Raw genomic sequence first — 24,550 nt, 5'->3', positions numbered from 1 at the left:
TTCTTTCGCATATCCGGGAGACTCAGATGTCCAGCAGCAGGGCGGCCAGCAGCGCCGCGCGTTCGGGGATCGTGCTCACGAGGATGTGCTCGTCGTCGGCGTGGGCCCCGCCGCCGTGCGTCCCCAGGCCGTCGAGCGTCGCCGCGCCGACGGCGGCCGTGAAGTTGCCGTCGCTGCCGCCGCCCGTCGAGCCCTCCGTCAGCGCCAGGTCGAGGTCCGCTCCCACGCGTCGGGCCTGCTCGAACAGGGCGACGACGGCCGGGCTGCGCTCCATCGGCGGCCGGTTGAAGCCGCCCGCCACCGTCACACGCGTCCCCGGCGTCGCCGCGGTCAGGCCGAGCAGGGCCCGCTCGACGGCCTCGGCCCCGGCGATCGTCACGGCGCGGGCGTCGATCTCGGCCGAGGCGCGGGCGGGGACGACGTTGGGGGTCGTGCCCCCCTGGACGAGCCCGACGTTCACCGTCGTCCCGGCCTGGGGGTCGTTGAGCGCCTGGGCCTTCAGGACCTGATGCGCCAGCTCGACGATCGCGCTGGCCCCCAGCTCCGGAGCGACCCCGGCGTGGGCCGCCCGGCCCTCGATCGTCATCGTGAACCGGCCGACGCCCTTGCGGGCCGTCTTGAGCGAGCCGTCGGCCAGCGGTGGCTCCAGGATCAGGGCGTGGCCGCACCCGCGGGCGAGCGACTCGATCAGGGCCCGCGACGTCCGGCTGCCGACCTCCTCGTCCGACGTGAACAGCACCGTCACCGGCCGGGCCGGCGTCCCCCCCAGGGCGGCGAAGGCTTCGAGCACGGCGGCGACGAGGATCAGGCTGGCCTTCATGTCGTACACGCCGGGGCCGTAGAGCCGGTCCCCCTCGCGGCGGAACGGCAGGCGATCGATCGTGCCGACGGGCCAGACCGTGTCGAAGTGGCCGACCACCAGCGCCGGGCGGCCGGGGAGCGACGTGAAGAACCGGCCGACGAGGTGGTCGCCGCCGCGGTCGTTCGCCACCCGCTCGACGGCTCCGCCCAGCCCGGCCCAGCGGGCGGCGATCACGTCGGCGAGCCGGTCGAGCCGGGCCTTGTCGCCGCTGGGGGACTCGTGCTCGACCAGCCCCCGAAGCTCGCCGAGGTAGGCGTCCAGGCGATCGGCGACGAAGGTGCGGACGGATTGCGGGTTCATGGCGGGCGGGCTCGGGTTCGGTTCAGGCGCCGGCGCGGAGGGTCGCGGCGCGCAGGGTGTTCTTGCGGATCCGGTCGACGACCGGCTCGACGCCCAGGCCGGGGCCCTCGAAGACGGCGATGGCCCCGTCGCGCGCCAGGATCGCCGGCTCGACGACGTCCTCGCGATAGTACTTGTCCGAGCCCGAGACGTCGCCGGGGAGCGAGAAGCCGGGGAGGCTCGCCACCGCCACGTTGGCCGCGCGGCCGATCCCGAACTCGTGCATCCCGCCGCACCAGACGGGGACGCCCTGCTCGCGACAGACCTCCTGGATCCGCCGCGCCTCCAGCGGGCCGCCGACGCGGCTGACCTTGATGTTGATCACCCGGCAGGCCTCCAGCTCGATCGCCTTGCGGGCGTCGTCCGCCGTGTGGATGCTCTCGTCCAGGCAGACCGGCGTCTCGATCGCGGCCTGGAGCTTGGCGTGGTCGATGATGTCGTCGTGCGCCAGGGGCTGCTCGATCAGCAATAGGTCGAAATCGTCGAGCCGCTTCAAGAGATCGACGTCGGCGAGCGTGTAGGCCGAGTTGGCGTCGACCTGCAGCGCGATGTTGGGATAACGCTCGCGGACCTGGCGGACGACGTCGACGTCCCACCCCGGCGCGATCTTGAGCTTGATGCGGCGGTAGCCCTCGGCGAGGTACTGGTCGATGTGCTCGAAGAGGGCCTCGACGCTCGACTCGATCCCCAGGCTGACGCCCGAGAGGACCTCGGCCCGCGTCCCACCCAGCAGGCGATGCAGCGGCAGGCCCTGCGACCGCGCCAGGGCGTCCCAGCAGGCGATCTCCAGCCCGGCGCGGGCAAAGCCGTTCCCCTTCACCTTGGCGTAGAGGCCCGTCAGCTCCTCGATCGTCGACCACGACTTCCCGAGGGTCATCGGGACGAGGAAGTCGTGGAGGATGTGCCAGCAGGTCTCGGTCGTCTCCGGGCAGTAGAAGGGGTCGGACGGGCTGGCGCACTCGCCCCAGCCCTCGACGCCGTCGGCGACGATCCGCACCAGGATGTGGTCCAGGTGCGCCTTGCGGCTCGAACTCGTCTGGAAGGGACGGATCAACGGGAGGCGCACGATCGCGAGGTCGACCTGTTCGATACGCATGATTTCAGCTTCGGTCCTGAGGCCGGGGCCTGTCAAGGCGAGCCGCCCGCGGGGCTCAGGCCCCGCCCGACTCCGGCCGGAGCATCTCGAAAAGGTGGTCGACCTCGGCGTAATCGCCCCGATAGCCGCAGCGGGCGATCGTGCGGGCCAGGGTCATGTCGAACAGGCCGTCTTTCAGGTAGGCCGGGTCCAGGTGGACGCCGACGACCTGGCCGAGCACCAGGTGGTTGTTCGTCTCGGCCCCGTCCACGTCCCGGAGCCGCAGGACCTGGAGCAGCTTGCATTCGAGGGCCGCGGGCGACTCGCCGACGCGCGGGGCGGCGACCAGGCGGCAGGGCGCCGCGGTCAGGCCGGCCATCGCCATCTCGTCGACGCCGTGGGGGACCGCGGCCGACGAGAGGTTCACCGCCTCGGCGAGCGCCCTGGTGGCCAGGTTGGCGACGAACTCGCCGGTCTCCTCGGCGTTCCGCAGGCTGTCCTTCCGGCCGGTGCTGCTGAAGCCGACGATGGGGGGCGCGTCGCAGAAGGCGTTGAAGAAGCTGTACGGGGCCAGGTTCACCCGACCCTGCCGGTCCCGGGTCGAGATCCAGCCGATCGGCCGGGGCGCGACGATCGCCTTGAACGGGTCGTGGGGCAGGCCGTGCCCTTTGGCGGGCTCGTAGAAATAGGCGTCGGTCACGGCCGCTTCCTCGCCCGATCGCGGGCGCTCGTCGTGGTGCATCGAGGGGACGGATCGGGGACGGGCCCCGAGGACGATCGATCATTATAGGGGGACGCGCCGGCGCGGGCCGACGACGTCGAAAATCCGGGACGTCGCGGTCGCCCACGTTGCCGGCCCGGGCGCGACCCAGTACGATCGGTCGCGCCGATCTCCGGTCCACCTCGCACCGCTCCCATCGCCTGGAATTCGAGAACCGCCCATGAGCGCCGCCGCCGTGGCCCCCCCGTCGCCGCCGACGTCGACGTCGACAACGACACCGCCGTCGCCCCGCATCGTCTCGATGGACCAGTTCCGCGGCTACACGGTCGCCGGGATGTTCGTCGTGAATTTCGTGGGGGGCCTGAAGGCGCTCCCCGAGGTGCTCAAGCACCACGACCACTATTTCAGCTACGCCGACACGATCATGCCCGCCTTCCTGTTCGCGGCCGGCTTCTCGTACCGGCTGTCGGCGCTGCGGCGGCTGGAGCGGGCGGGCGCGGCCGCGACCTACGGCCGGTTCCTCCTGCGCAGCCTGGCGCTCGTGCTGATCTCGATGGTGATGTACGGCCAGGAGGACTTCGAGATCGGCAAGTGGGACGAGCTGGCCGGGGCGCCGGGGAAGTACATCCTGGGGATCCTCAAGGCCGACCTCTGGGAGACCCTGGCGATCATCGGCGTGGCGCAGATCGTGATCATGCCGGTGATCACGGCGGGTTTCCGGGTCCGACTGGCGGCGACGGCGGCCTGCATGGCCGTGGCGCTCGTGCTGGCGCATTCGTTCAACGTCTTCTTCATCTACGGCCTGCCGAACTGGATGGACGACGTCTGGGGCCTCAGCGGCAAGGGGGCCTGGGACGGCGGCTTCTTCGGGCCCCTGAGCTGGGCGATCCCCATGCTCTTCGGGACGCTCGTCTACGACGTGATGGCGGCGCACGACCTGAGGGTCGCGGCGGGCAAGCTGCTGAAGGCGGGGGCCGCCCTGATGATAGCCGGCTACGCCCTCAACGGCCTGGCGACGCTCTACGACACCCGCCACGGCAGCGTGCCGCTCGAGGGCAAGGACGTGGCGGCCTCGCCGGTGATCCCCGACTTCCGGATGGCGGGCGGGCGGCCGATCACCTCGCTGCTGCCGACTCCGCCGTTCGTCCAGCCGCCGCCCAAGAACGTCCTGCCGGTGAACTACTGGCAGATGAACAAGAAGCTGGTGAGCCTGCCGTTCACGCTCTTCTCGTCGGGCTTCGCGATGGCCCTGTATGCGCTGTTCATCCCGGCCTGCGACGTCGCCGGCGCGCGGCTGGGGTTGTTCCGCACCCTGGGCCAGAACCCCCTCGCGGCCTACATCATCCACCACTACGTCGAGGGGGCCGTGCTGGCGGCGACGCCTAAAGATTCGCCGCTCTGGTACGCTTTGGTCGCGTTGACGGTCTTCTTCGGCGTGTCCTGGATGTTCGTCCGATCGCTGGAGAAGCGGAGCGTTTACCTGCGGTTGTGAGGCTGCGGCGCATCTTCCATGAAATGCGGGCAAGGATCAGAGAATCCGATTTCGTTTCCGCCCGAGGCGCGGTAGGATTTTCCATGATCCCGGCTTCATCGTCGTGGATCGAATCATGTTGGTCCCTCGACGTCCTCGCCTCGCAGAGCATCGCAGGCGAGCCGTCCCGCTTCTCTGCATTCGTCCCGATCGATCGCTCTTGTCCGTTCCCGTCCTCCCGCGCGATTGCGGCGGGGGGGCCGTTCCGAGTCGACGCCGACTCGATCGGCGGGCCCGCCGAGTCGCTCGGCGCCCGTCAAGCGAAGTTCGGCGTCGCGATTCCCCGTCCCGCGCGGCAGCCCGGGCGATGCGTCGACGCTGCGCGCAGAATCTCGCCGTTCCACGATGAGGAGGCTTCGAGATCGATGACAATCAGTCGCTCATGGAGAGAGGCGGCGCTGGTGGTGACCGGCTGTCTGGCCCTGACGGTCGCGGGATGCGGCGAGCCGGCGCCGGCCCCCACGCCCGAGACGCCGAAGGCCCCCGCCCCGGAGGAGCCGCCCAAGGTCGCGTCCAAGGGCAAGAAGGGCAAGGAGGCCAAGCCGGACATCGGCCCCGCGGAGCGTCGCGAGATGCGCCGCCAGGCCGAACAGGCGAAGCAGCTCTGATGAACAGGCCCACATCCGTCGCGCGCCGGGTCGGGATCCGATCCCGACGTCGCACCGAGGCTTCGGCCTCGACCAATTCCATCCACTTCGTCCGATCACTCGCCTCGCATCGCTGTTCAGCTCTCATCACAGGAAAGGGAAACCTCATGGACCGTTCACATTCGGTCGCGGGGGCTCGTCGCGGATTCACGCTCATCGAGCTGCTCGTCGTCATCGCCATCATCGCCGTCCTGATCGCGCTCCTGCTGCCGGCCGTGCAGTCGGCCCGCGAGGCCGCCCGCCGCGCCCAGTGCACCAACAACCTCAAGCAGTTGGGCCTGGCCACGCACAACTACGAGAGCACCAACGGTTCGTTCCCCATGGGGGACAGCAACGGCCGCGACAACGACGGTTCCGCCATGCGCCAGAACTTCAGCCCGTTCGTGGCCCTGCTCGCCTACTACGAGGGCGGGACGGTCTGGAACGCGTTGAATCAGAACTTGACGATCTGGGTCGGCGCGAACACGACCATCACGGCCAACGGCATGAACACCCTGTGGTGCCCCAGCGACGACGTGGCCGGCCTCCGCGCGCCCAACCTCGGCAGCGACACCACGGGCTGGGACGACGCCTACCAGCCGTTCACGTACAGCAGCTACGCGGCCAACATGGGGACGCTCGCCTACCGCTGGGACGACCCCAAGCTCAGCCAGTCCGACGGCATCTTCAACCACTGCGCCGGCAACACGGCCCCGAACATCACCCGCCCGAGCACCTTCGCCCCGGTGAGGATCGCCGCCATCACCGACGGCACCAGCAACACCCTGCTCTACGGCGAGCACGCCCACGCCCGGATCGTCCCCTACAATTCGGACACCACGAATGACAAGTGGACGACCAACATGTTCATCTCGGGCGACTGGGGCGACTGCGCCTTCTCGACGTTCTTCCCGCCCAACTACTTCAAGGACAGCCGCCAGTCCGACCCGACCGTCAACCCCGGCGCCCCGGCCACCAAGTTCCCCCGCAGCAGCAACTTCAAGATGACCGCCGCCAGCATGCACCCGGGCGGCGCCAACTTCGCCCTCTGCGACGGCTCGGTCCGCTACATCAAGAACTCGATCGCGTCCTGGAACCCCGGCGCCCAGGGGGCTTCCGGCTCCGGCAGCGCCTGGGTCTACGCCCCGACGACCCCGGGCGGCGTCTTCCAGTCCCTCGGCACCAGGGCCGGCGGCGAGATCGTCAGCGCCGACGCGTATTGATCGCGATCGCGAAGGTTCCTCCCTCGCGGGTGGACTTCGGGCCGATCGGGGCGACCGCCCCGGTCGGCCCTTTTCATTTGGGCGTGATCGCCAGCAGGCAGGGCGCGCGGACGGCGTTCCAGAACTGGTAGAGGACGACGGTCGCGCGGGGCGAAGGCAGGGCGCGGGCCCAGGCGAGGACGGCGTCCTGCTCGTCCTGGCCGCCGGCGTGGCCGGGGTAGCAGACGACCGTGACGATCCCGCCGGGGGTCGTCAGCTCGAGGGCCGACTCCAGGGCCGGGATCGTCGTCGCGGCCCGGGTGGCGAACGCCCGATCGCCGCCCGGCCGGTAGCCCAGGTTGAACATGACCGCCTTGGGCCGACGCCCCGGCGCCTCCCTCGCCACGACGCCGGCCATCCCCTCGTGGCCCGTCCGGACCAGGATCACCCGATCGGCCGTCCCCGGCGACGTCAGGCGGGCGGCGGCGGCGTCGAGCGCGTCTTGCTGGAGGTCGAATCCGATCACCAGCCCCTTCGGCCCCACCCGCTCGGCCAGGATGGCCGTGTCCCGGCCGTTGCCGACCGTGGCGTCGACCGCCAGGTCGCCCGGCCTCAGCATCCGCTCGATCCAGGCGTGGGCCTGGTTGAGGATCGGGTGGAACACGGGTTATCCCCCGGCCCGCGTCGGCGACGGGATCGCGTCGACCAACGCCTTCATCTTCCGGGCTCCGGTCGCGGCGACCACGGCGGGGTCCTGCGCCCAGTACGCCTTGTTGAAGACCTCCAGCGAGAGCATGACCCGGAAGCCGCCCGCGGCGAGCGTCTCCAGGATCTGGGGGATCGGCGCGACGCCGTCGCCGGGGTAGACCCGGTCGGAGTCGTTGAGCTTCGTGCGGTCGGCCGCGGCCGGGTAGTCGTTGAAGTGGAAGACCGGGATCGCCGCCGGGCCCAGCAGCTTCAGCCCCTCGAACGACGAGCCGCCGCGGTGCAGGTGGTAGACGTCCGGCAGGATGCACGCCCGGGGATGCCCCGACGCGATCGCGACGTACGCCGCCTCGGCCAGGGTGCCCAGCGTCTTCGAGAACCCCCAGACCTCGACCTCGGGGACGATCCCGAACTGGTCCCCCAGCTCCAGGAGCGCCCGGTAGCGCTCGGCCAGGCGGGCGGGCTCGACCGCGGCGTCGGTCGCGCCCGAGGCCGGCGCGGCGACGCGTTTCGCGCCGATCTTCTGGAGCGTCTCCATCGAGCGCCGGGCGGCCTCGAGCCCGTTGCGGCGCCGCTCGGGGTCGTCGACGCCCCACTCGAAGAAGTCGATGGCGCTCTCGACCGAGACGCCGGCGTCGCGGAGCCGCTTGCCCAGGTCTTCGAGCGACCCGCCGCCGTCCTTGTAGCGGTGGATCTCGTCCAGCCAGGGCTCCAGCCCCTGATAACCGGCCTTCGCGACGATGTCGACGATCTCGACGATCCCCAGCTTCTGCCCCCGGATCGTCGCCGTGTTCAGGCCCAGGATGAACGAGCCCGCGGCCGCCCGCGACCCGGCCTCCGCCGTCCGCGGCGCGGCGCCCAGGAGCGTCGCGCCCGCCAGGCCCGCCAGCGCGGCGCGACGGTTCATCTCGATCGGTCGCCGCGTCGGATCTTCCAGGGTCATGAGGCGTTCCCGTCGCTGGATAGGGAGGACGTGAGGATGCGTGTCATCAACTTCCGGGGAGGATCGTCGAGGATTCTAAACGACTCGGGGTCGCGGCTTCAAAAGGAATCCCGGCGGCTTCAGACGCCCAGGTCGCGGGCGAGGCCCTGGCGGGCGATCTCAATGCATGCGGCGATGCGCTCGCGGATGAGGGCGGTGACGGCCCGAGGTTCCAGTCCTTCGAGGTCCGTCGGCAGGATGGGCGCGCCGTAGTGGACGCGTACCGGGTAGGGACGCGGCAGGAGCCGGCCCCGGGGCCAGGCGCGGAACGTGCCGGCGACCCCGGCCGGGACGACGGGGACCCCCGCGCGGGATACGAGCAGGGCGATGCCCGGCTTCAGCTCGCCCAGCTCGCCGTCCGGGCTCCGGGTCCCCTCGGGGAAGAGGGTGACCACGCCGCCGGACCGCAGCCGCCGGAGCGTCTCCTTCATGCCCGACGCCCCCATCCCCTCGCGCTGGATCGGGAAGCCGCCGACCGAGCGGATGAAGGGGCCCAGCACCGGGACGAACAGGGTCGATCGCGCCACGTAGTTCAGCGGCCGGCGCACGCCGATCCCCAGGACGAAGACGTCCAGGTAGCTGAGGTGGTTCGACACCAGGAGCGCGCCGCCGGTCGCGGGCATGTTCTCCCAGCCGGTCGACCGCCAGCCCCCGAACGCGGCGAGCCAGGTGGCCGCCATCCCCTTCACCAGCCGGTACCAGATCGACGCAAGCCGAGACCGGTCGGCGCCGGTCGACGCGGGACGTTCGCGTTTGGGGGCCGGGGCGGGCTCGGCGGGGGTGAGCGGGGCGTCGGCGTTCATGGGGAGGGGAGGACTTTCCGGTGGAGGAGGTCGACCACCTGGTCGATGGTCAGGCCGGTCGTGTCGACGGTCTCGGCGTCGTCGGCCGGCTTCATCGGGGCGATGGCGCGGGAGGCGTCGCGGGCGTCGCGCGCCTGCTGGTCGGCCAGGACGGCCTCGAACGTCGTGTCGCTCCCCTTGGCTTGAAGCTCCCGGTGTCGGCGGCGGGCGCGCTCGACCTCCGACGCGGTGACGAAGAACTTGCGGGCGGCGTCCGGGAAGACGACGGTCCCCTGGTCGCGGCCCTCGGTCACGACGTCGGCGGCGTCGGCGAAGGCCCGCTGCCAGGCGACGAGCCGCGCCCGCACGGCCGCGCAATCGGCGATGAACCGCGAGGCCCGCGTGACGGCGACGTCGCGGATGGCCTGCGAGACGTCCTCGCCCCCCAGCAGGGCCCGGCCCGGCGGGAAGGCGGCTTCGAGGCGGGCGGCCAGGCGATCGAGCGCCTCGGGGTCGTCGAGGGCGACCTCCCCCCGCAGCGCCGCCAGGGTGACGACCCGGTACATGGCCCCCGTGTCCAGGAACCGCCACCCCAGCCGCTCGGCCAGCAGCCGGGCGACCGTGCTCTTGCCGGCCCCGGCGGGGCCGTCGATCGTCACGACGCGATGCACGAGAAGACGTCCTGGGGCGAGAGCCATGCTCCGGGCCTCCCCCCCTCGCGGGAGGAGGCGGCTGGGGTCCATTGTGCTCAAGTCGCCGCGAACTTCAAGCACTCGCCCCGCGAGGCCGGGGGCCGCGCGGGGCGAGTGGGGGATTTCGGGGGTGTGGGGCGGGATCGGCTCAGGCCGAAGGGGTCGTCGCGCCGTCGGCCTTGTCGGAGAGCCGCTGGCGGCCGGCGAAACCGGCCTCCAGCTCGTGCCAGTGCGACACCGTGGGCTCGCCCAGCCGCCAGCAGAGGTAGACCTCGCGGCCGTCCATCAGGCTGGGGAAGTCGCAGAGCCCTTCCATGTTCCGCAGCTCGACGCCCAGGGCCTTCAGCTCCTGGTGGAACGTGTTGAGCCGCTCCTCCTCGACCTCCAGCTCGTTGCGGAACTGGGTCAGCTCTTCGGAGTAGAGGTCGTCGGAGTTCTTCTTGCGCTCGCGGCCGACGCGGGCGAGCCGCTGCTGCAGCTCCTCGACCACGCCGTTCTGGCGGACGACGTCGGCGACGATGGCCCGGACGTACGGGAGCGCCCGGTTGGCCTCTTCGACCGTGTAATATCGCTTGCGTGTATCCCGAAGGGGTTTCGTCACGGCCATGGAACGTCCTCGCAACCAAGGGATGAAGGCGGATGAAACCGGGTCGAAGGGCCGACGCGACGGAGCGGGAGATGCGAATCGGGCGCCGTACGCCGGTCAAGACGACGCGCGGACGAGCCGGACCTTCGTGTCGATGAATTCGTCCCATCCGGCTCGACGATCGAGGAGGACCGGCGGAATCGTTCCAGGGCCCCATGTCCGGTGGACGTCCGACGACCTTCCTTGTAGATTCACCGTTTCATTATAGGACGCCGCCCCACCCCAACAAGGGCAGGCGAGGCCGGCGCGACGACCGACGCGGCGAGTCTCGCCCCGACCTCGCCGTCGACGGCCGAGGAACCCGCGGCGAACACCTACGGTGCCGTTTCATGCAACGAACCGCATACCAAGGTGCGCCGGCGTCACCGCGGCCGCAGGCTCGCGAGCCGCTCGGCGATCTCGGCCAGGGGGGCCGTGTTGAAGACGTCGTCCTTCGTCAGCCAGGCGCGGCGGGCGACGCTCACGCCGTAGCGGAGGTCGCCGAGCCCGGCGACGGAGTGGGCGTCGGGGTTGATGACGATCGCCACGCCCTTCTTGCGGGCCCGTCGGCAGTGGACGGCGTCGAGGTCCAGGCGGTAGGGGCTGGCGTTGATCTCGATCATCGTGCGATGCTCCGCTGCAGCGTCGATCACGGCGTCGAGGTCGACCTCGTACGGGGCCCGCGACAGCAAGAGCCGGCCGGTGGCGTGGCCGAGCATGGTGACGTGGGGGTTGGAGATCGCCCGGATGATCCGCGCGGTCATCTCGTCGCGGGGCATCTTGAACCGCGAGTGGACGCTCGCCACGACGTAGTCGAAGCCCGCCAGCACGTCGTCGGGGAAGTCGAGCGAGCCGTCGCCGAGGATGTCGCACTCGGTCCCCTTGAAGATCCGGAACGACCCGCCGAACCGGGCGTTCAGGGCGTCGATCTTGGCCCACTGGTCGCGGACGCGGTCGATGGTGAGGCCCCGCGCCATGGCCAGCGACCGCGAGTGGTCGCCGATCCCGAGGTACTGCATGCCCAGTTCCCGGGCGCCCGCCGCCATCTCTTCGAGCGTGGCGTCGCCGTCGCTCCAGTCGGAGTGGCAGTGGAACGTCCCCGTCAGGTCGCCCGGCTCGACGAGCCGGGGGAGCGCGCCGGCCCCGGCGGCCTCGAACTCGCCGGCGTCCTCGCGCAGCTCGGGGGGGATGGGCTCCAGGTCGAGCGCCCGGAACAGGTCGGCCTCGTCGCGGCAGGGGATCGTCTTCGTCGGGTCCTTCACGCCGCTCAGGGCGTACTCGTTGAGCGAGAGCCCGCGCGCCAGGGCGCGTTTGCGCATGGCGATGTTGTGGGCCTTCGAGCCGGTGAAGTAGTGCAGCGCGAAGGCGAACTGGTCGTCGGCCACCCCGCGCAGGTCGCACTGGACGAACTGGTCGGTCTTGAAGCCGGGGAGCAGGACGCTGACCTTGGTCGCCCCGTGGCCCAGGACCTTGGCGACCTGCGGCAGCCCCGCGAAGTGGTCGAGGACCGGCCTGGGGTCCTTCGAGCTGAACAGGACGTCGAGGTCGCCGATCGTCTCGGCCCGCCGCCGCAGGCTGCCGCAGGCCTCGGCGCGGCTCACGCCGGGGTGGTTGCGGACGGCGTCCAGGATCGGCGCGACGAGGGCCAGCGCCTCGTTCTGGAGGATCCGCCCGCCGGTGGTCTCCAGGAACCCGATCCCTTCGAGGATGTTGGCCTCGGTCTTGGCGCCGAAGCCCTTCACCTTGGCGATCGCGCCCGACTCGCCGGCGGCCCTCAGGTCGGCCAGGCTCTGGATGTCGAGCGCCTCGTGCAGGGCCTTGATCTTCTTGGGCCCGACCCCCGGGACCCGCAGGAGCGCCAGCAGGCCCGGCGGGGTCTGGGCGCGGAGCTTCTCGTAGGCCGGCAGCCGGCCCGTCGTGGCGAGCTGGACGATCTTGGCGTAGAGCGTCTCGCCGATCCCCTGCACCTCGGCGAGGCTGCCGTCGGCGATCATCTCCGTCAGGTCCCCCGGCAGCCCGTGCAGGACCTGCGCCGCGTTGTGGTAGGCGCGGCAGCGGAAGGGGTTCTCCCCCTGCACCTCCAGGATCGTCCCCATGTCGTCGAGGATCTGGGCGATCTTCGCGGTCTCCACGGCTCGTCTCCTCGGCACGCGGCTTACGGTCGCTTCCGGACGTTCGATTCGACGGGGCCCGACCGGCCGCTCAGCCGCCGATGGCGTCGAGGGCCTCCCAGCGCCCGTAGGCGGCGGCGAGGTCGGCTTCGAGGGCCTGCAACTGGGCGTTGGCCTGGGCGATGGCGTCGCGGTCCTTCTTGTAGAAGGACGGGTCGGCCATGGTCTTGTGGAGGGCTGCGAGGGCCGTTTCGAGCTTCTCGATCTTGCCGGGGAGCGTCGACAGCTCCTTGCGCTCCAGGTTCGTGAGCTTCTGGACCTTGGGGCGGGCGGCGTCGGCCGGGGCGGTCCTGGACGGGGCGGCGGGGGCCGGCGGCTTCGCGTCGGCGGGCGGCTCGACGGCCCGCTGGCGGAGGTAGTCGTCGTAACCCCCCTCGTACTCCTTGACGCGGCCGTCGGGCTCGACGACCAGGACGCTCGTGGAGACGTCGTTCAGGAAGGCCCGGTCGTGGCTGACGAGCAACACCGTCCCCTGGTACTCGACCAGCAGCGACTCCAGCAGTTCGAGCGTCTCCAGGTCCAGGTCGTTCGTCGGCTCGTCGAGCACGAGCACGTTCGAAGGCCGGGTGAACAGCTTCGCCAGCAAGAGCCGGCTGCGCTCGCCGCCGGACAGGTACTTGACCAGCGTCCGGGCCCGGTCGGGGGTGAACAGGAAGTCCTGCAGGTAGCCCAGGACGTGCCGCTCGCGGCCGTCGATGGTGACCATGTCGTAGTCGGTGATGTTCTTCTGGACGGTCTTCTCGTCGTCGAGGGCCGCCTTCAGCTGCTCGAAGTACGAGACCTCGAGCTTCGTCCCCTGGACGACCGTCCCCGCGCGGGGGGCGAGGTGGCCCAGGAGGAGGCGGAGGAGCGTCGTCTTGCCGGCGCCGTTGGGTCCGATCACGCCCACCTTGTCGCCGCGGATGATCGTGGTGCAGAGGTCGCGGATCACCGAGCGGTCGCCGTAGCCGAACTCGACGTCCTCGGCCTCGATGACGAGCATGCCCGACCGCTCGGCCTCCTGGGCCTGGATTCGGGCCGTCCCCTGCCGCTCCCGGCGCTGCTGGTGGGACCGGCGCATGGCTTCGAGCGCCCGGACGCGGCCCTCGTTGCGGGTGCGGCGGGCCTCGACGCCCTTGCGGATCCACTTCTCCTCCTCGGCCAGCTTCTTGTCGAACAGGTCGCGCTCGCGGGACTCGGCGGCGAGGAGCTGGTCGCGGCGGAGCAGGAACGTCGGGTAGTCGCAGGCCCAGTCGGCGAGCCGGCCGCGGTCCAGCTCGACGATCCGCGTCGCCAGCTTCTGGAGGAAGACCCGGTCGTGGGTGACGAAGACGATCGTGCCGGGATAGCGCAGGAGGAACCCTTCGAGCCAGCCGATCGACTCGATGTCCAGGTGGTTCGTCGGCTCGTCGAGCAGCAGCACGTCGGGCTCGTCGACGATCGCCTGGGCGAGCAGGACGCGCCGCTTCATCCCCGAGGAGAGTTCCGAGAACCGCGCGTCGGGGTCGAGCCCCACGCGGGAGACGACGGCCTGGACCCGGTGGTCGTCGCCGCCGAAGCCGTGGTCGTCGTGCGTCAGGCCGGCGGCCACCTCGTCGGCGACGGTCCCGCCGTGCCCGGCCGGGACGTCCTGCAGCAGCCGCGCCACCCGCAGCCCCTGCTGGCGGAGGATGGCCCCCTCGTCGGGCGCCAGCTCGCCGCTGATCAGCTTCAGCAGCGTGGACTTCCCCTCGCCGTTGCGGCCCAGGAGGCAGACCCGCTCCCCCGGCTCGATGGTCAGGTCGACGCCGTCCAGCAACTTGGGGCCGCCGAACGACAGCCCCACCCCGCGCAAGCTCAATAACGCCATGATGGATTTCGACTCGAACCTTCGGACGCGACCCCGACCGGCGAACCGGACGCACGGGAGCATTGTACCGGAAAACGGCGGCTTACGACCTCGGAGCCGAGAACCCCAGGCCGGTCGTCGCGTCATAGCCCCAGAGGATCGTCCACCCGTTGAGGCAGTGGTAGAACCGATGACGTAGCCCGGCCTGAGCCTCGATCGCCCCGATGAACTCCCGGATGCTCGGGGTCGGCGACGCGAACCGGACCACGCGCTCGTCCGTCCCCGCCGTCGATCCCATCGAATAGCTGAGCGACGGCCGGGCCAGGCCGTGTTCCTCCGGCTCTCGCAACTCGGCGATCGTCATCGTCGCCCGCGGGACCGTGATCCGACGATCCTTGATCCGGTCGAGGTTCTTGACTGGCGCGAAGGCCGCGGCCGCCGCGACCGCGACCAGGACGGCCGCCGGGGCGGCCCAGCCGACGAAGCCCCCTGCGGCCCATCGCCACGTCAAGAATGCCCACGCGGCCAGCGGCAGAATCAAGAGCTCCACGGGCGTGACGACCGCGATCGCCCCGACGGCGGCCGCCAGGGCGAGGCGGAAGGCCATCGCGGCGGATCGGGTCGACATGAAAGTTCTCCAAGATTCGGATCGGTGCGGCGTTTTCGCGGAATTCGGCTCCACGACGTACGGGCCCTCCGCGTATACTCATCTTATTCCACCGCGCTTCCGGAATTCGATCCCGGACTCCAACCCCATGCTCGCCCCGCTCGTCTGCCTGCTCGGCTTGACGCTCGTCGGTCAGGACGGCCCGTCCGTCACGGCCGTCGTCCGCGCGCCGGGGCCCTGGGCGGCGAGCTTCCTGGGGATCGAGACGGCCCGCCCCAGCTCGGCCGCGACCTCCTCGACGCCGCTCGACGACGAGGTCGAGGAGTTCCCCGACGAGCCCGAGGGGGACGACGAGGAAGACCCCGGCGAGGCGATGGGCTCCAAGGGCCGCTCGCCGGCGTCGATCCTCCTCGCGGGCTTGAGCCTCCTCGATCGCGCCGCGACGCCCCCTCCTCCGCCCTCCTGGGCCGCACTCCCCGCGCCTCCCCGAGGCTCGCCGCTGAGCCTCCTCGGCCGGCTCCGCTTCTGAGACGGGCCGCCCTGCGCGCCTGAAGCGAACCTGCGCCCTCATTCCTTTTCCCGTCGGGAGTAGGAGGGGCGCGCGCCCGCCGTCACCTCCTCTCGTCTCATCCCGCGCCGCCTCCTCGGAGCCTCAGCCGAGCCATGTTCGATCAATTGATCATCTGGTCCTTGCGCAACCGATCGCTGGTGGTCCTGGCGCTCGTCGCCCTGGCGGCGGTGGGCGCGAACTCGCTCGTGAACCTGCCGATCGACGCCGTGCCCGACATCACCAACGTCCAGGTGATGGCCCTGACCAACGCCCCGGCGCTGGGGCCCGAGGAGGTCGAGCAGTTCATCACGGTGCCGGTCGAGAACGAGATGAACGGCATCCCCTACGTCCGCGAGGTCCGCTCGTTCTCGCAGCTGGGCATCTCGGGCGTGACGGTCGTGTTCGAGGAGGGGACCGACATCTACTGGGCGCGGCAGCAGGTCGGCGAGCGGCTCGGCCAGATCACCGCCGACATCCCGCCCGACTTCGGCCGGCCCGAGATCGGCCCCGTCGCCACCGGCCTCGGCGAGATCTTCCAGTTCGAGGTCCGCAACGCCCCCGACGCCGAGCGCCCCCGCTCGCTGATGGAGCTGCGGACGATCCTCGACTGGGACGTCGCGCGGCCCCTCAAGACGGTCCCCGGGGTCGTCGAGGTCAACCCGTTCGGCGGCGAGCTGAAGACCTACGAGGTCACCGTCGACCCCGCGCGGCTGACCGCCCGGAACATCTCGATGGACAAGGTGTTCGCCGCGGTCAGCCGCAACAACGCCAACTCCGGCGGCGGCTACATCGAGCGCAGCGGGCAGCAGCGGGTGATCCGCATGGTCGGCCTGATCGGCGACCTGGAGGCGCTGAACGAGGTCGTCATCGATTCGAGCGATTCGGGGACGCCCATCTGCGTCCGCGACATCGGCGAGGCCCGGTTCGCCCCGCGGATCCGCACCGGGGCCGTCACCCGCGACGGCCGCGGCGAGGCCGCCACGGCCACCGTGCTCATGCTCGCGGGCCAGAACTCGCGGGTGGTCGTCGATCGCATCAAGGCCAAGATCGCCGAGATCCAGAAGACCCTCCCCCCCGGCGTCGTCGTCGAGCCCTTCTACGACCGCGCGGCGCTCATCGAGCGGACCATCGCCACCGTCGTCCGCAACCTGACCGAGGGGGGCGTTCTGGTCGTCGGCGTGCTTTTGGTCTTGCTCGGCAACCTGAAGGCGGGGCTGATCGTGGCCTCGGCGATCCCGCTGTCGATGCTGTTCGCCGGCAACCTGATGCTGGCCTCGGGCATCGCCGGCAGCCTGATGAGCCTGGGCGCGCTCGACTTCGGCCTGATCGTCGACAGCGGCGTGATCGTCATCGAGAACTGCGTCAGCCGCCTGGCCCACGCCGGCCCCCGCGAGAAGGCGGTCGACGTCGTCCGCCGCGCGACGCTGGAGGTCCGCAAGCCGGTCGTCTTCGGCGTGGCGATCATCACGATGGTCCACCTGCCGATCCTGGCCCTGGAGGGGGTCGAGGGGAAGATGTTCCGGCCGATGGCGCTCACGGTCGTCTTCGCGCTCATCGGCTCGCTGATCCTGAGCCTCACGGCGACCCCCGTGCTGGCCTCGTTCTTCCTCAAGCCGGGGGCGAAGGAGCGCGACACCTGGCCCATCCGCGCGGCGAAGCGGCTGTACCGCCCGGTGCTGGACTGGTCGGTGCGCAGCCCGATCGTGGTGGCCCTGGCCGCGGCCGTGGCGCTGGCGGCCTGCATCCCGTTCGCGATGCAGCTCGGCGGCGAGTTCATCCCCCAGCTCGACGAGGGGGACCTCGTCGTCGTCCTGATCCGCCCGCCCGACGCCTCGCTGACCGAGGGCCTGGAGTGCACGACCCGGTTCGAGGCCGCCCTGCACGCCCAGCTCCCCGACGTCGTCCGGACGATCGTCAGCCGCACCGGCCGGCCCGAGATCGGCATCGACCCGGCGGGCGTGAACCTGACCGACGTGTTCGTGCTGCTCAAGCCGGCCGAGGAGTGGAAGTCGGTCCATTCGAAGGAACAGCTCATCGACCGGATCAACGCGATCGCCGCCGAGGTGCTGCCCGGCACGTTCTTGAGCTTCACGCAGCCAATCCAGCTCCGCTTCAACGACCTGCTCGCGGGCGTCCGCGCCGACGTCGGCGTCAGCCTGTTCGGCGACGACCTGGACGTGCTGCAGGAGAAGGCCGACGCGATCGCCGCCGTGCTCCAGAAGATCCCGGGCGCGACCGACGTGAAGGCCCAGGCGCTGGGCGGGCTGCCGTTCCTGAAGATCACGATCGACCGCGACCGGATCGCCCGCTACGGCATCGACGCGTCCGACGTCCTCGACGTCGGCACGGCGCTCGGCGGCAAGATCGTCGGCCAGGTCGTCGAGGGCTCGCGGCGGTTCGACCTGCAGGTCCGCGTCGCGGCCGACATGCGCAAGGACGCGCAGGCCATCGGCCAGCTCCGAATCCGCGACGCCCAGGGCCGGCTCATCCCGCTCCAGGACGTGGCCGACGTCGAGAACGTCGACGGCGTCTACGAGATCTGGCGCAAGGACCGCCGCCGCCGCGTCATGATCCAGGCCAACGTCCGCGGCCGCGACCTGGCGAGCTTCGTCCGCGAGGCCCAGGCCAAGGTCGAGTCCCAGGTCGGCCTGCCCCGCTCCTACACCCTCGAATGGGGAGGGACGTTCGAGAACCTGCAATCGGCCACCCGGCGGCTGACGATCGTCGTCCCGGTGGCGCTTCTGCTCGTCTTCCTGCTTCTCTACGCGACCTTCCAGTCCGTCGGCCTGGGCCTGCTCATCTTCCTGTCCGTCCCGCTGGGGGCGATCGGCGGGGTGATGGCGCTCTGGCTGCGCGACCTGAACTTCAGCATCTCGGCGGGCGTCGGCTTCATCGCGCTCTCGGGCGTGGCGGTGCTCGACGGCCTGGTCCTGGTCTCGGCGATCCGCCAGCTCATCGAGGCCGGCGAGCCGCCCGACGCCGCCGTCCGCACCGCCTCCATGTCGCGGCTGCGGCCGATCCTGATGACCGGCATGGTGGCCAGCCTGGGCTTCGTCCCCATGGCCTTCTCGCACGGCTCCGGCGCCGAGGTCCAGCGCCCGCTGGCCACCGTCGTCATCGGCGGCATCCTCACCAGCACCCTCCTGAAGCTCATCGTCATCCCCGCCATCTACCCCTGGTTCGACCCCGGCCCGCCTCCCCCGCCAGAGGAGGAAACCCCGCTCGACGAGCCGGCCGCGACCGACGTCGGGCGTTGACCGCGGCAGGGACCGGGAGATGGTCGAGACGCGGGGCGATCGAAGGGCTTCATCGCCCGCCGGGCTCCTGGTCCAGCCTTCGCCGAGTCGTCACCGCCCCGGCTGCAGGAGCGAATCGACGGCCTTGTCCAGGCGTTCGGCGCGGACGTCCTTGAAGCGGATCACCCCCTCCGCGTCGAGAACGTAAACCCTGGGGATCCCCTGACCGTCGATGTGGAGGCGCTCGCTGATCTTCCGCTCTCCGTCGAACCACGAGGGCCACGTTGGCTTTTCTCGCTCGACGACCGCTCGAGCGTCCTCGCGGGTGCGATCCACGCTGACGCCGATCAGGGCGAAGGGCCGATCTTTGTGCCGGGCGACAAGTTCGCGCTCGTGAGGAAGCATCGCCATGCAGGGCCCGCACCACGAGGCCCAGAAGACGATTACGACGACTTTGCCGCGGTAGTCGGACAGCCGCAGCGGCTCGCCGCCGACGTCCTCGCCGACGATTTCGGGCATGCGCCGGCCGACGGCCGTCTCGCGTTCCCGCGCCAGCATGTCGGCCGCGTACGACCCGAGCGTCCGGGGCTTCGGCGCGCCCGGCGGGAGCCCGAGCCACCAGGGCACGTCGGCATACTCGGCCGCGACGTGCTCGGCCAACGTCACGGATTCGGCGGCCAGCCGGTCCGCGTCGATCTTCAGGATCGACTCCAGGTTCTCCTTCCCGTAGGCCGCTTCTAGCTTGTCACGGGTCTGTGGGCTCTCCGCCGCGAGGACCGACAGCCGCGAATGGCGATCGAGCATCCCCGCCAGGGCGAACTCCGCATGGCCCCGAACCTCGCGAGAGGGATTCTTGGCGACGACCTCGCGCAGGAATGGCACGGAGCCCTTGCACAGGCCGCCATAGACGCCGATGCGGGGGAAGGTCTTCGCCAGGGCCGGCGAGCCGGCCCAATCCGTCTTCAGGCGGTCGAAAACGGATTCCATCGCCTCTCGATTCGCCCGGTCGTCCTGCCGGAACAGCCCGATGGCGCGATAGAGAGCCTCGATCGCGGAGGGATCCGCGCGATGCGCGTCGGCGAAGTCTCGAAACCGCGCCGCCCATGCCGAGGGATCGGGACGCTCGCGGGCCGCAACCTCCTTTTCCTTGCCCGTCCTCGACGCCCTCTCGACCTCGACCCAGGCGCGGTAGTCCCGTTCGCACTCCTTCGTGAGGCCGTCCAGGATGTTCGACGGCGAGGCGACGCCAGCCGTTTCCTGCGCCGAGAGGGCTGCGCCGAAGGCCGTCGCAAGCAGCATCGCAGACGCCATCGAACGGCGGCTGATTCGGCAGGGCATAGGGTTATCCGCCGGGCACTCAGCGAGCCTCACACTTCAAATTATCGAAAGTATCCTACCGTGGCCGGTTCTTGCTTGGTCCAGGAGCGCGCGACGTAGCCGCGGCGGCTCCGCACCGACTGCGATCGTTTCCATCGTCCCGCGGCCGTAGAATATCCGGCGGCGGCGAGGAGGCTCGTCCGTCGCGGATCGAAACCGGGCCGATCGGACGTTATTGGATGAGTGAAGACTTCAGCGACGACATCGCGGCCGTCGGCCGGATCGAGTCCGTGGCGCGGATCCTGGAGGTCGTCGGCCGGACGACGGGCCTGGGCTTCTCGGCCGTGGCGCGCGTGACCGAGTCGCGCTGGATCGCCTGCGCGGTGCGCGACGAGATCGCGTTCGGCCTCCAGCCGGGCGGCGAACTGGTCGTCGACACGACCATCTGCGACGAGATCCGCCGCAGCGGCGAGCTGGTCGTCATCGAGGACGCCGACGCGGACGAACGGTACGACCGCCACCCGACGCCCAAGCGGTACGGGTTCCGGAGCTACATCTCCGTCCCCATCGTCCTGCCCGACGGCCGGTTCTTCGGGACGCTCTGCGCCATCGACCCCCGCCCGGCGCAGTTGAAGAAGCCCGAGACGATCGAGATGTTCCGGCTCTTCGCCGGCCTCATCGCCCTCCACCTGGAATCGGAGTTGCGGCTGATGGCCAGCGAGAAGGCGCTCCTGGACGAGCGCGAGGCCTCCCAGCTCCGCGAGCAGTTCATCGCCGTTTTGGGGCATGACCTGCGGAACCCCCTGGGGTCGATCCGCGCGGGCGCGTTCCTGCTGAGCCAACTGCCCAAGGGTCCCCAATCCGACGAGGTGCGGGGCCGGATCGATCGCAGCGTCGGCCGGATGTCCGCCCTGATCGACGACGTGCTCGACTTCGCCCGAGGCCGGCTCGGCGGCGGCCTCCCCTTGATCCGCAGGCAGGAAGAGGGCCTCGATGAAATCCTGAACCAGGTCGTCATGGAGCTGGAATCCGCGTGGCCGAGACGCGTGGTGCTGCGCGAGATCCAGGTCGGCCGGCCCGTGTTCTGCAACGGCGGCCGGCTGGCCCAGATGCTCTCGAACCTGCTCGCCAACGCCCTCGCCCACGGCGACCCCGACAGCCCGATCCGGGTGCGCGCCGGCGCGTCGACGGACGCCTTCGAGATCGCGGTCGCGAACCGCGGCCCCACGATCCCGCCCGAGATCCGCGAGAGGCTCTTCCAGCCGTTCTTCCGCGGTGGCGGCGAGGCCGGCCAGGAGGGGCTGGGCCTGGGCCTCTACATCGCGTCGGAGATCGCCCGCGGCCATCAAGGCGTGCTCGAAGTCGCCTCGACGGCGGGCGAGACCTGCTTCACGTTCCGCATGCCGCTCGCGGGCCGATGAGGGCCGGAAGGGCCGGGCGACGGCCTCACTTCCCCTCGGCGGCCCAGCCTTTCATGATCGCGATGTTCCGCCTCAGGATCTCGGCCTCCGCGGCCTTCTGGCCGTCGACGTAGACTTTCATGTCGCTGTCGTACATCGACGCCGCCTCGGGAGTCGCGCCCCGGTCCCCGGTCTCGACGATCCAGTCGTCCAGGCGTTTGCGGAGGGCTTCGAGCGTCTCGCGATGCGCGACGTCCTCCGCGAGGTTGTGGATCTCGTCCGGGTCGGCCCGGAGGTCGTAAAGCTCCTCCTTCGGGCGGGTCGGCGCGAACAGCAGACGCTCCTGATGGGCGTCGAGCTTGCCCTCGGCGTGCAGCTCGCGGAGCCGCCGGACGATCGCCTTGGCGTCCTTGTAGCGGTTCGGCTGGAGATGGGGGCGGTCGGGCAGGAAATTGCGGATGTACTTGTAGCGATCGGTCCGCACGCTGCGGATGTGGTCGACGGTCTCGTCGCAGCGGTCGCGGGCGCTGAAGACGGCGTCGCGGGGGGCGTAGCCGTTCGCGAAGAGGTCGCGCGCCTGCATCGCCTTCGGGATCGGCGCGCCGGCCAGGGCGAGCGACGTGGCGGCGAGGTCGATGTGCGAGACGAGGTCGTCGCGCACGGCCCCACTTGGGATGCCGGGGCCCCGGACGACGAGCGGGACGTGGATCCCCTCGTCGTAGAGGAACTGCTTGCCGCGGGCGTGGCTGATGCCGTGGTCGGTCAGGAACAGGACGACCGTCCGGTCCAGGATCCCTTCCCGCTCCAGCCGCGCCAGGACCTCTCCCACCTGGCGATCGGTGTGGCGGACGGCGTCGAGATAGGCGGCCCAGTCCTCGAGGATGACGGGGTCGCGGGGGTAGTAGGGCGGCGGCTTGACGACGTCGGGGATGGTGACGCCGAATCGCTTCCGGCCCGTCTTCAACCAGTTCTCGTTCTCGCGCTGCTTGCCGCCGTTGAGCTGGACCTGCATGAAGAACGGCTGCCCGGGCTTGCGGCCGCTCCAGTCGGCGCCGTCGTACAGGCCGGGATCCCATTCGAAGTTGTAGTCGGTCTTGCCGAGCTTTCCGCCGCCCTGGGGCGAGCCGATCGCGGTGTAGTAGCCGTGGCGGCGGAACAGGGCCGGGATCGGATCGACGCCCTCGGGGAGCCGGATCGTCTCGGCGCCCCGGCCGCTGCGGTGGTTCTGGGCCCCGATGGTCGTCTGGTACATCCCGGTGATGAGCGCCGAGCGGCTCGCCGAGCAGACCGGCGCCGTGACGAACGCCCGGGAGAACCGCGTGCCCTCGCGGGCCAGCCGGTCGACGTTCGGCGTCGCGATCGCCGTCTCGCCGTAGCAGCCGAAATTCGGCGACATGTCGTCGACGACGATCCAGAGGACGTTCGGCCGGGCCTCGTCGGCGCACGCGGCGACGGCCGTCGAGACGGCCGCGAGGCCCGCCGCAATCCACGTCCGCAGGCTCAAGACGCCCCCCCTTCCGCCGGGACCGCGAAGCTCAGGTGATGGCCGCAGTGGATGCAGACGACCTCACGCCATCGTTCCATGGTGAGCGGCCCCAGCAGCCGATGCGGTGCCAGGGGCCCGGGCGCGGCGGCCATCGCCGCGAGCGCCTCGCGCAGCATCTCGGCGCCCCGACGCGGTTCGACGTCGTCGGGCGCCTCCATCCCCCGGGCCAGGGGGAGCCCCTCGGGCAGGCTCCGCGTCGCGAAGATCCGCTCGCGGTCCTCGTCGCTCAGGCGGAGCGAGAGGTCCGGCGTCGCGTCCGCCGGCGCGGCCAGCACCCTCTGCGTCACCGTCGCCAGGTGATGGCAGATCTGCCCCAGGGTCCAGGCGCCGACCGTCTCATGCCCTTCCAGGAGGCGGTCCAGGTCGGCGTCGATCTCTTCGAAGTTCCCGTAGTTCAGCGGTCGTCGTCCCGGCGTCATGGTCGTCCCCGGCTGGTCGTTCGGAATCCCCGGCCTCCATGCTAACGCCCCATGCTCGGCCGGGTCACGCCCCGCCTCCAAAACCCCGCCGCAGCCCGCGTCGACGCCCGACGCCATGCGTCGCATCCATTGAATCGAGGTCCATGGAATCGACAACCGTCTTCTTATATATCATCATGATGTTGTAATTCGCCACCATGCTCTCAATCGCGATTGCGATCCGGCCCGGTCGATCTCGATACTCCTTGGGCCCGGGCACGGCGTTCGGGCTCTCTTCGACGAAGGCGTCGCGAAAACCATCGTGAATCGACGGCATCTGGAGCACTTATGAACTGGAAGAACACGATCGTGGCGGGCGTCTGCGCCCTGGCCTGGGCGGCGGCCGCACCTGAAGTCTCGCTCGCCTCGGGGCTCAACCTCGTGTCGAACGGCGACTTCGAACAGACCACCAACGGCGCCAACCTGCAGCTCAGGGCGGGGTTCACGCAGCTGGTCGACTGGACCGTGGACACCAGCGTCAACGGCGGCGGCCTCAGCTTCGTCGTCGCCCCGGGGTTCTCCAACACCGGCGCCACGGGCCAGTACGGCGGGTTCAACATCTGGAGCCCAGCCACCGGGTCGAACAACGGCTTCACGGACAGCCCCCTGGGGGGGAATTACATCGTCGCGGACGGGGCCGAGGGGTATCACGCGGCCATCTCGCAGACGATCACCGGCCTCGTCGCCGGGGACGAGTACGACGTCAGCTTCAGCTGGGCGACCGGCCAGCAGTCCGGCTTCGACGGGGAAACCTTCAACAAGTACTGGGACGTCTCGTTCGGCGGCGTCACCCAGTCGACGACGCTCACGAACGACGTGGAGCACGGCTTCAGCGGCTGGTTCCAGACGACCCTGACGTTCACGGCGACGGGCGCCAGCCAGGTCCTCTCCTTCCTGGCCCAGGGCCAGCCCAACGGCGTGCCCCCGCTGATGCTGCTCGACGGCGTCTCGGTCACGGCGGCGGTCCCGGAACCGGCCACGGTCTCGATGCTGGTCGTCGGGATGGCCGGGCTCGGCGGCGTCGCCGCGCTTCGCCGCCGCTCCCGCTGAGCCGACGGCCCGCCCGACGCAACCAACCTGGGAGCCTCGCGCGATCTCCTCGACGACGGGGGGATCGCGTTTCGCCGTCCCGCGTGCGACCGCCGTCGCCGGACCGCCTCGAACCCGCCCCCTCGTCAGGATCACGCGTATGATGGAGTCGATCGGACCGCACTTGCAGGGCGCCCTGGTCTCCGTCTTCCGGCTGTCGCTCTGGCTGATGATCCTGGTCGCGGTCTTCGTGCCGCTGGAACGCCTGTTCGCGGTCCAGCCGCACA

At 70.5% G+C, this 24,550-nt stretch carries 22 protein-coding genes; 7 read left to right on the top strand and 15 right to left on the bottom strand.

From position 1 onward, the window contains the following. Positions 1-22: 22 nt before the first annotated feature. From PZE19_RS00110 to PZE19_RS00100, 3 genes are read right to left on the bottom strand one after another with little or no spacing between them, the layout of a single operon-like run. Positions 23-1,162, bottom strand: a complete 1,140-nt coding sequence (locus tag PZE19_RS00110) for a M20 family metallopeptidase (protein ID WP_277858546.1) — start codon at positions 1,160-1,162, stop codon at positions 23-25. 22 nt (positions 1,163-1,184) lie between these two features. Then, entirely contained in the window at positions 1,185-2,297 is a 1,113-nt protein-coding gene (gene menC, locus PZE19_RS00105; protein ID WP_277858545.1) for an o-succinylbenzoate synthase, read from the bottom strand. A gap of 55 nt (positions 2,298-2,352) precedes the next feature. Next, the gene (locus tag PZE19_RS00100; protein WP_303652393.1) at positions 2,353-3,018 is read right to left on the bottom strand and encodes a flavin reductase family protein; all 666 of its coding nucleotides are present in this window, start codon (positions 3,016-3,018) and stop codon (positions 2,353-2,355) included. 199 nt (positions 3,019-3,217) lie between these two features. On the opposite strand from PZE19_RS00100, the gene PZE19_RS00095 reads away from it, so the two are divergent. The 3 genes from PZE19_RS00095 (at position 3,218) to PZE19_RS00085 (ending at position 6,377) form a co-directional block, all read left to right on the top strand. Then, complete coding sequence (locus tag PZE19_RS00095; protein ID WP_277858543.1) at positions 3,218-4,489, top strand: heparan-alpha-glucosaminide N-acetyltransferase domain-containing protein; 1,272 nt, start codon at positions 3,218-3,220, stop codon at positions 4,487-4,489. A gap of 404 nt (positions 4,490-4,893) precedes the next feature. Then, on the top strand, positions 4,894-5,136 hold the full coding sequence (locus PZE19_RS00090; protein ID WP_277858542.1) for a hypothetical protein: 243 nt from the start codon (positions 4,894-4,896) through the stop codon (positions 5,134-5,136). 146 nt (positions 5,137-5,282) lie between these two features. Next, positions 5,283-6,377 (top strand): DUF1559 family PulG-like putative transporter, encoded by a 1,095-nt coding sequence (locus PZE19_RS00085; RefSeq protein ID WP_277858541.1) that lies wholly within the window; start codon positions 5,283-5,285, stop codon positions 6,375-6,377. 73 nt (positions 6,378-6,450) lie between these two features. On the opposite strand, the gene mnmM is transcribed toward PZE19_RS00085, so the two are convergent. The 8 genes from mnmM to PZE19_RS00045 all read right to left on the bottom strand — a co-directional run bounded on the left by mnmM (position 6,451) and on the right by PZE19_RS00045 (position 14,748). Continuing rightward, positions 6,451-7,020, bottom strand: coding sequence for a tRNA 5-(aminomethyl)-2-thiouridylate-methyltransferase MnmM (mnmM, locus tag PZE19_RS00080; protein WP_277858540.1), 570 nt, complete (start codon positions 7,018-7,020; stop codon positions 6,451-6,453). Positions 7,021-7,023: 3 nt separating this feature from the next. Beyond that, positions 7,024-8,004 (bottom strand): sugar phosphate isomerase/epimerase family protein, encoded by a 981-nt coding sequence (locus PZE19_RS00075; RefSeq protein ID WP_277858539.1) that lies wholly within the window; start codon positions 8,002-8,004, stop codon positions 7,024-7,026. A 119-nt stretch (positions 8,005-8,123) separates the two neighbouring features. Next, positions 8,124-8,846 (bottom strand): lysophospholipid acyltransferase family protein, encoded by a 723-nt coding sequence (locus tag PZE19_RS00070; RefSeq protein WP_277858538.1) that lies wholly within the window; start codon positions 8,844-8,846, stop codon positions 8,124-8,126. Next, positions 8,843-9,523 carry a (d)CMP kinase gene (gene cmk, locus PZE19_RS00065; RefSeq protein ID WP_277858537.1) on the bottom strand — a complete coding sequence of 227 codons (681 nt, stop codon included), beginning with the start codon at positions 9,521-9,523 and terminating at the stop codon, positions 8,843-8,845. Before cmk ends, PZE19_RS00070 begins: the two co-directional genes overlap by 4 nt. Positions 9,524-9,665: 142 nt before the next feature. Beyond that, positions 9,666-10,124 carry a DUF2203 domain-containing protein gene (locus PZE19_RS00060; RefSeq protein ID WP_277858536.1) on the bottom strand — a complete coding sequence of 153 codons (459 nt, stop codon included), beginning with the start codon at positions 10,122-10,124 and terminating at the stop codon, positions 9,666-9,668. Positions 10,125-10,525: 401 nt separating this feature from the next. Further along, on the bottom strand, positions 10,526-12,274 hold the full coding sequence (gene polX, locus PZE19_RS00055; RefSeq protein WP_277858535.1) for a DNA polymerase/3'-5' exonuclease PolX: 1,749 nt from the start codon (positions 12,272-12,274) through the stop codon (positions 10,526-10,528). Between the two features lie 70 nt (positions 12,275-12,344). Beyond that, the gene (locus PZE19_RS00050; RefSeq protein ID WP_277858534.1) at positions 12,345-14,141 is read right to left on the bottom strand and encodes an ATP-binding cassette domain-containing protein; all 1,797 of its coding nucleotides are present in this window, start codon (positions 14,139-14,141) and stop codon (positions 12,345-12,347) included. An 82-nt stretch (positions 14,142-14,223) separates the two neighbouring features. Next, positions 14,224-14,748: a hypothetical protein gene (locus PZE19_RS00045; RefSeq protein WP_277858533.1), complete on the bottom strand. Its 525-nt coding sequence runs from the start codon at positions 14,746-14,748 to the stop codon at positions 14,224-14,226. Between the two features lie 127 nt (positions 14,749-14,875). Here PZE19_RS00045 and PZE19_RS00040 point away from each other — a divergent pair, with 127 nt between their 5' ends. Together PZE19_RS00040 and PZE19_RS00035 are read left to right on the top strand one after the other, a co-directional pair. Further along, positions 14,876-15,256: a hypothetical protein gene (locus PZE19_RS00040; protein WP_277858532.1), complete on the top strand. Its 381-nt coding sequence runs from the start codon at positions 14,876-14,878 to the stop codon at positions 15,254-15,256. 134 nt (positions 15,257-15,390) lie between these two features. After that, entirely contained in the window at positions 15,391-18,534 is a 3,144-nt protein-coding gene (locus PZE19_RS00035; RefSeq protein WP_277858531.1) for an efflux RND transporter permease subunit, read from the top strand. 90 nt (positions 18,535-18,624) lie between these two features. Here the strand turns inward: PZE19_RS00035 and PZE19_RS00030 are convergent, their stop codons facing one another. Next, positions 18,625-19,812, bottom strand: a complete 1,188-nt coding sequence (locus PZE19_RS00030) for a TlpA family protein disulfide reductase (protein ID WP_277858530.1) — start codon at positions 19,810-19,812, stop codon at positions 18,625-18,627. Positions 19,813-20,069: 257 nt separating this feature from the next. On the opposite strand from PZE19_RS00030, the gene PZE19_RS00025 reads away from it, so the two are divergent. After that, entirely contained in the window at positions 20,070-21,251 is a 1,182-nt protein-coding gene (locus tag PZE19_RS00025; protein ID WP_277858529.1) for a GAF domain-containing sensor histidine kinase, read from the top strand. A 25-nt stretch (positions 21,252-21,276) separates the two neighbouring features. On the opposite strand, the gene PZE19_RS00020 is transcribed toward PZE19_RS00025, so the two are convergent. The 3 genes from PZE19_RS00020 to PZE19_RS00010 form a co-directional block, all read right to left on the bottom strand. Further along, positions 21,277-22,728: a sulfatase family protein gene (locus tag PZE19_RS00020; RefSeq protein ID WP_438269965.1), complete on the bottom strand. Its 1,452-nt coding sequence runs from the start codon at positions 22,726-22,728 to the stop codon at positions 21,277-21,279. A gap of 2 nt (positions 22,729-22,730) precedes the next feature. Beyond that, positions 22,731-23,195: a DUF1569 domain-containing protein gene (locus PZE19_RS00015; protein ID WP_277858527.1), complete on the bottom strand. Its 465-nt coding sequence runs from the start codon at positions 23,193-23,195 to the stop codon at positions 22,731-22,733. 64 nt (positions 23,196-23,259) lie between these two features. Then, on the bottom strand, positions 23,260-23,511 hold the full coding sequence (locus tag PZE19_RS00010; RefSeq protein ID WP_277858526.1) for a hypothetical protein: 252 nt from the start codon (positions 23,509-23,511) through the stop codon (positions 23,260-23,262). An 11-nt stretch (positions 23,512-23,522) separates the two neighbouring features. Here PZE19_RS00010 and PZE19_RS00005 point away from each other — a divergent pair, with 11 nt between their 5' ends. Beyond that, positions 23,523-24,284, top strand: coding sequence for a PEP-CTERM sorting domain-containing protein (locus PZE19_RS00005; protein ID WP_277858525.1), 762 nt, complete (start codon positions 23,523-23,525; stop codon positions 24,282-24,284). Positions 24,285-24,550 lie beyond the last annotated feature (266 nt).

It is taken from the genome of Paludisphaera mucosa, from assembly GCF_029589435.1.
Lineage (GTDB): Bacteria > Planctomycetota > Planctomycetia > Isosphaerales > Isosphaeraceae > Paludisphaera > Paludisphaera mucosa.
Note: the sequence above shows the minus strand (reverse complement) of the source record. Positions and strands in the feature narration are given on the sequence as shown.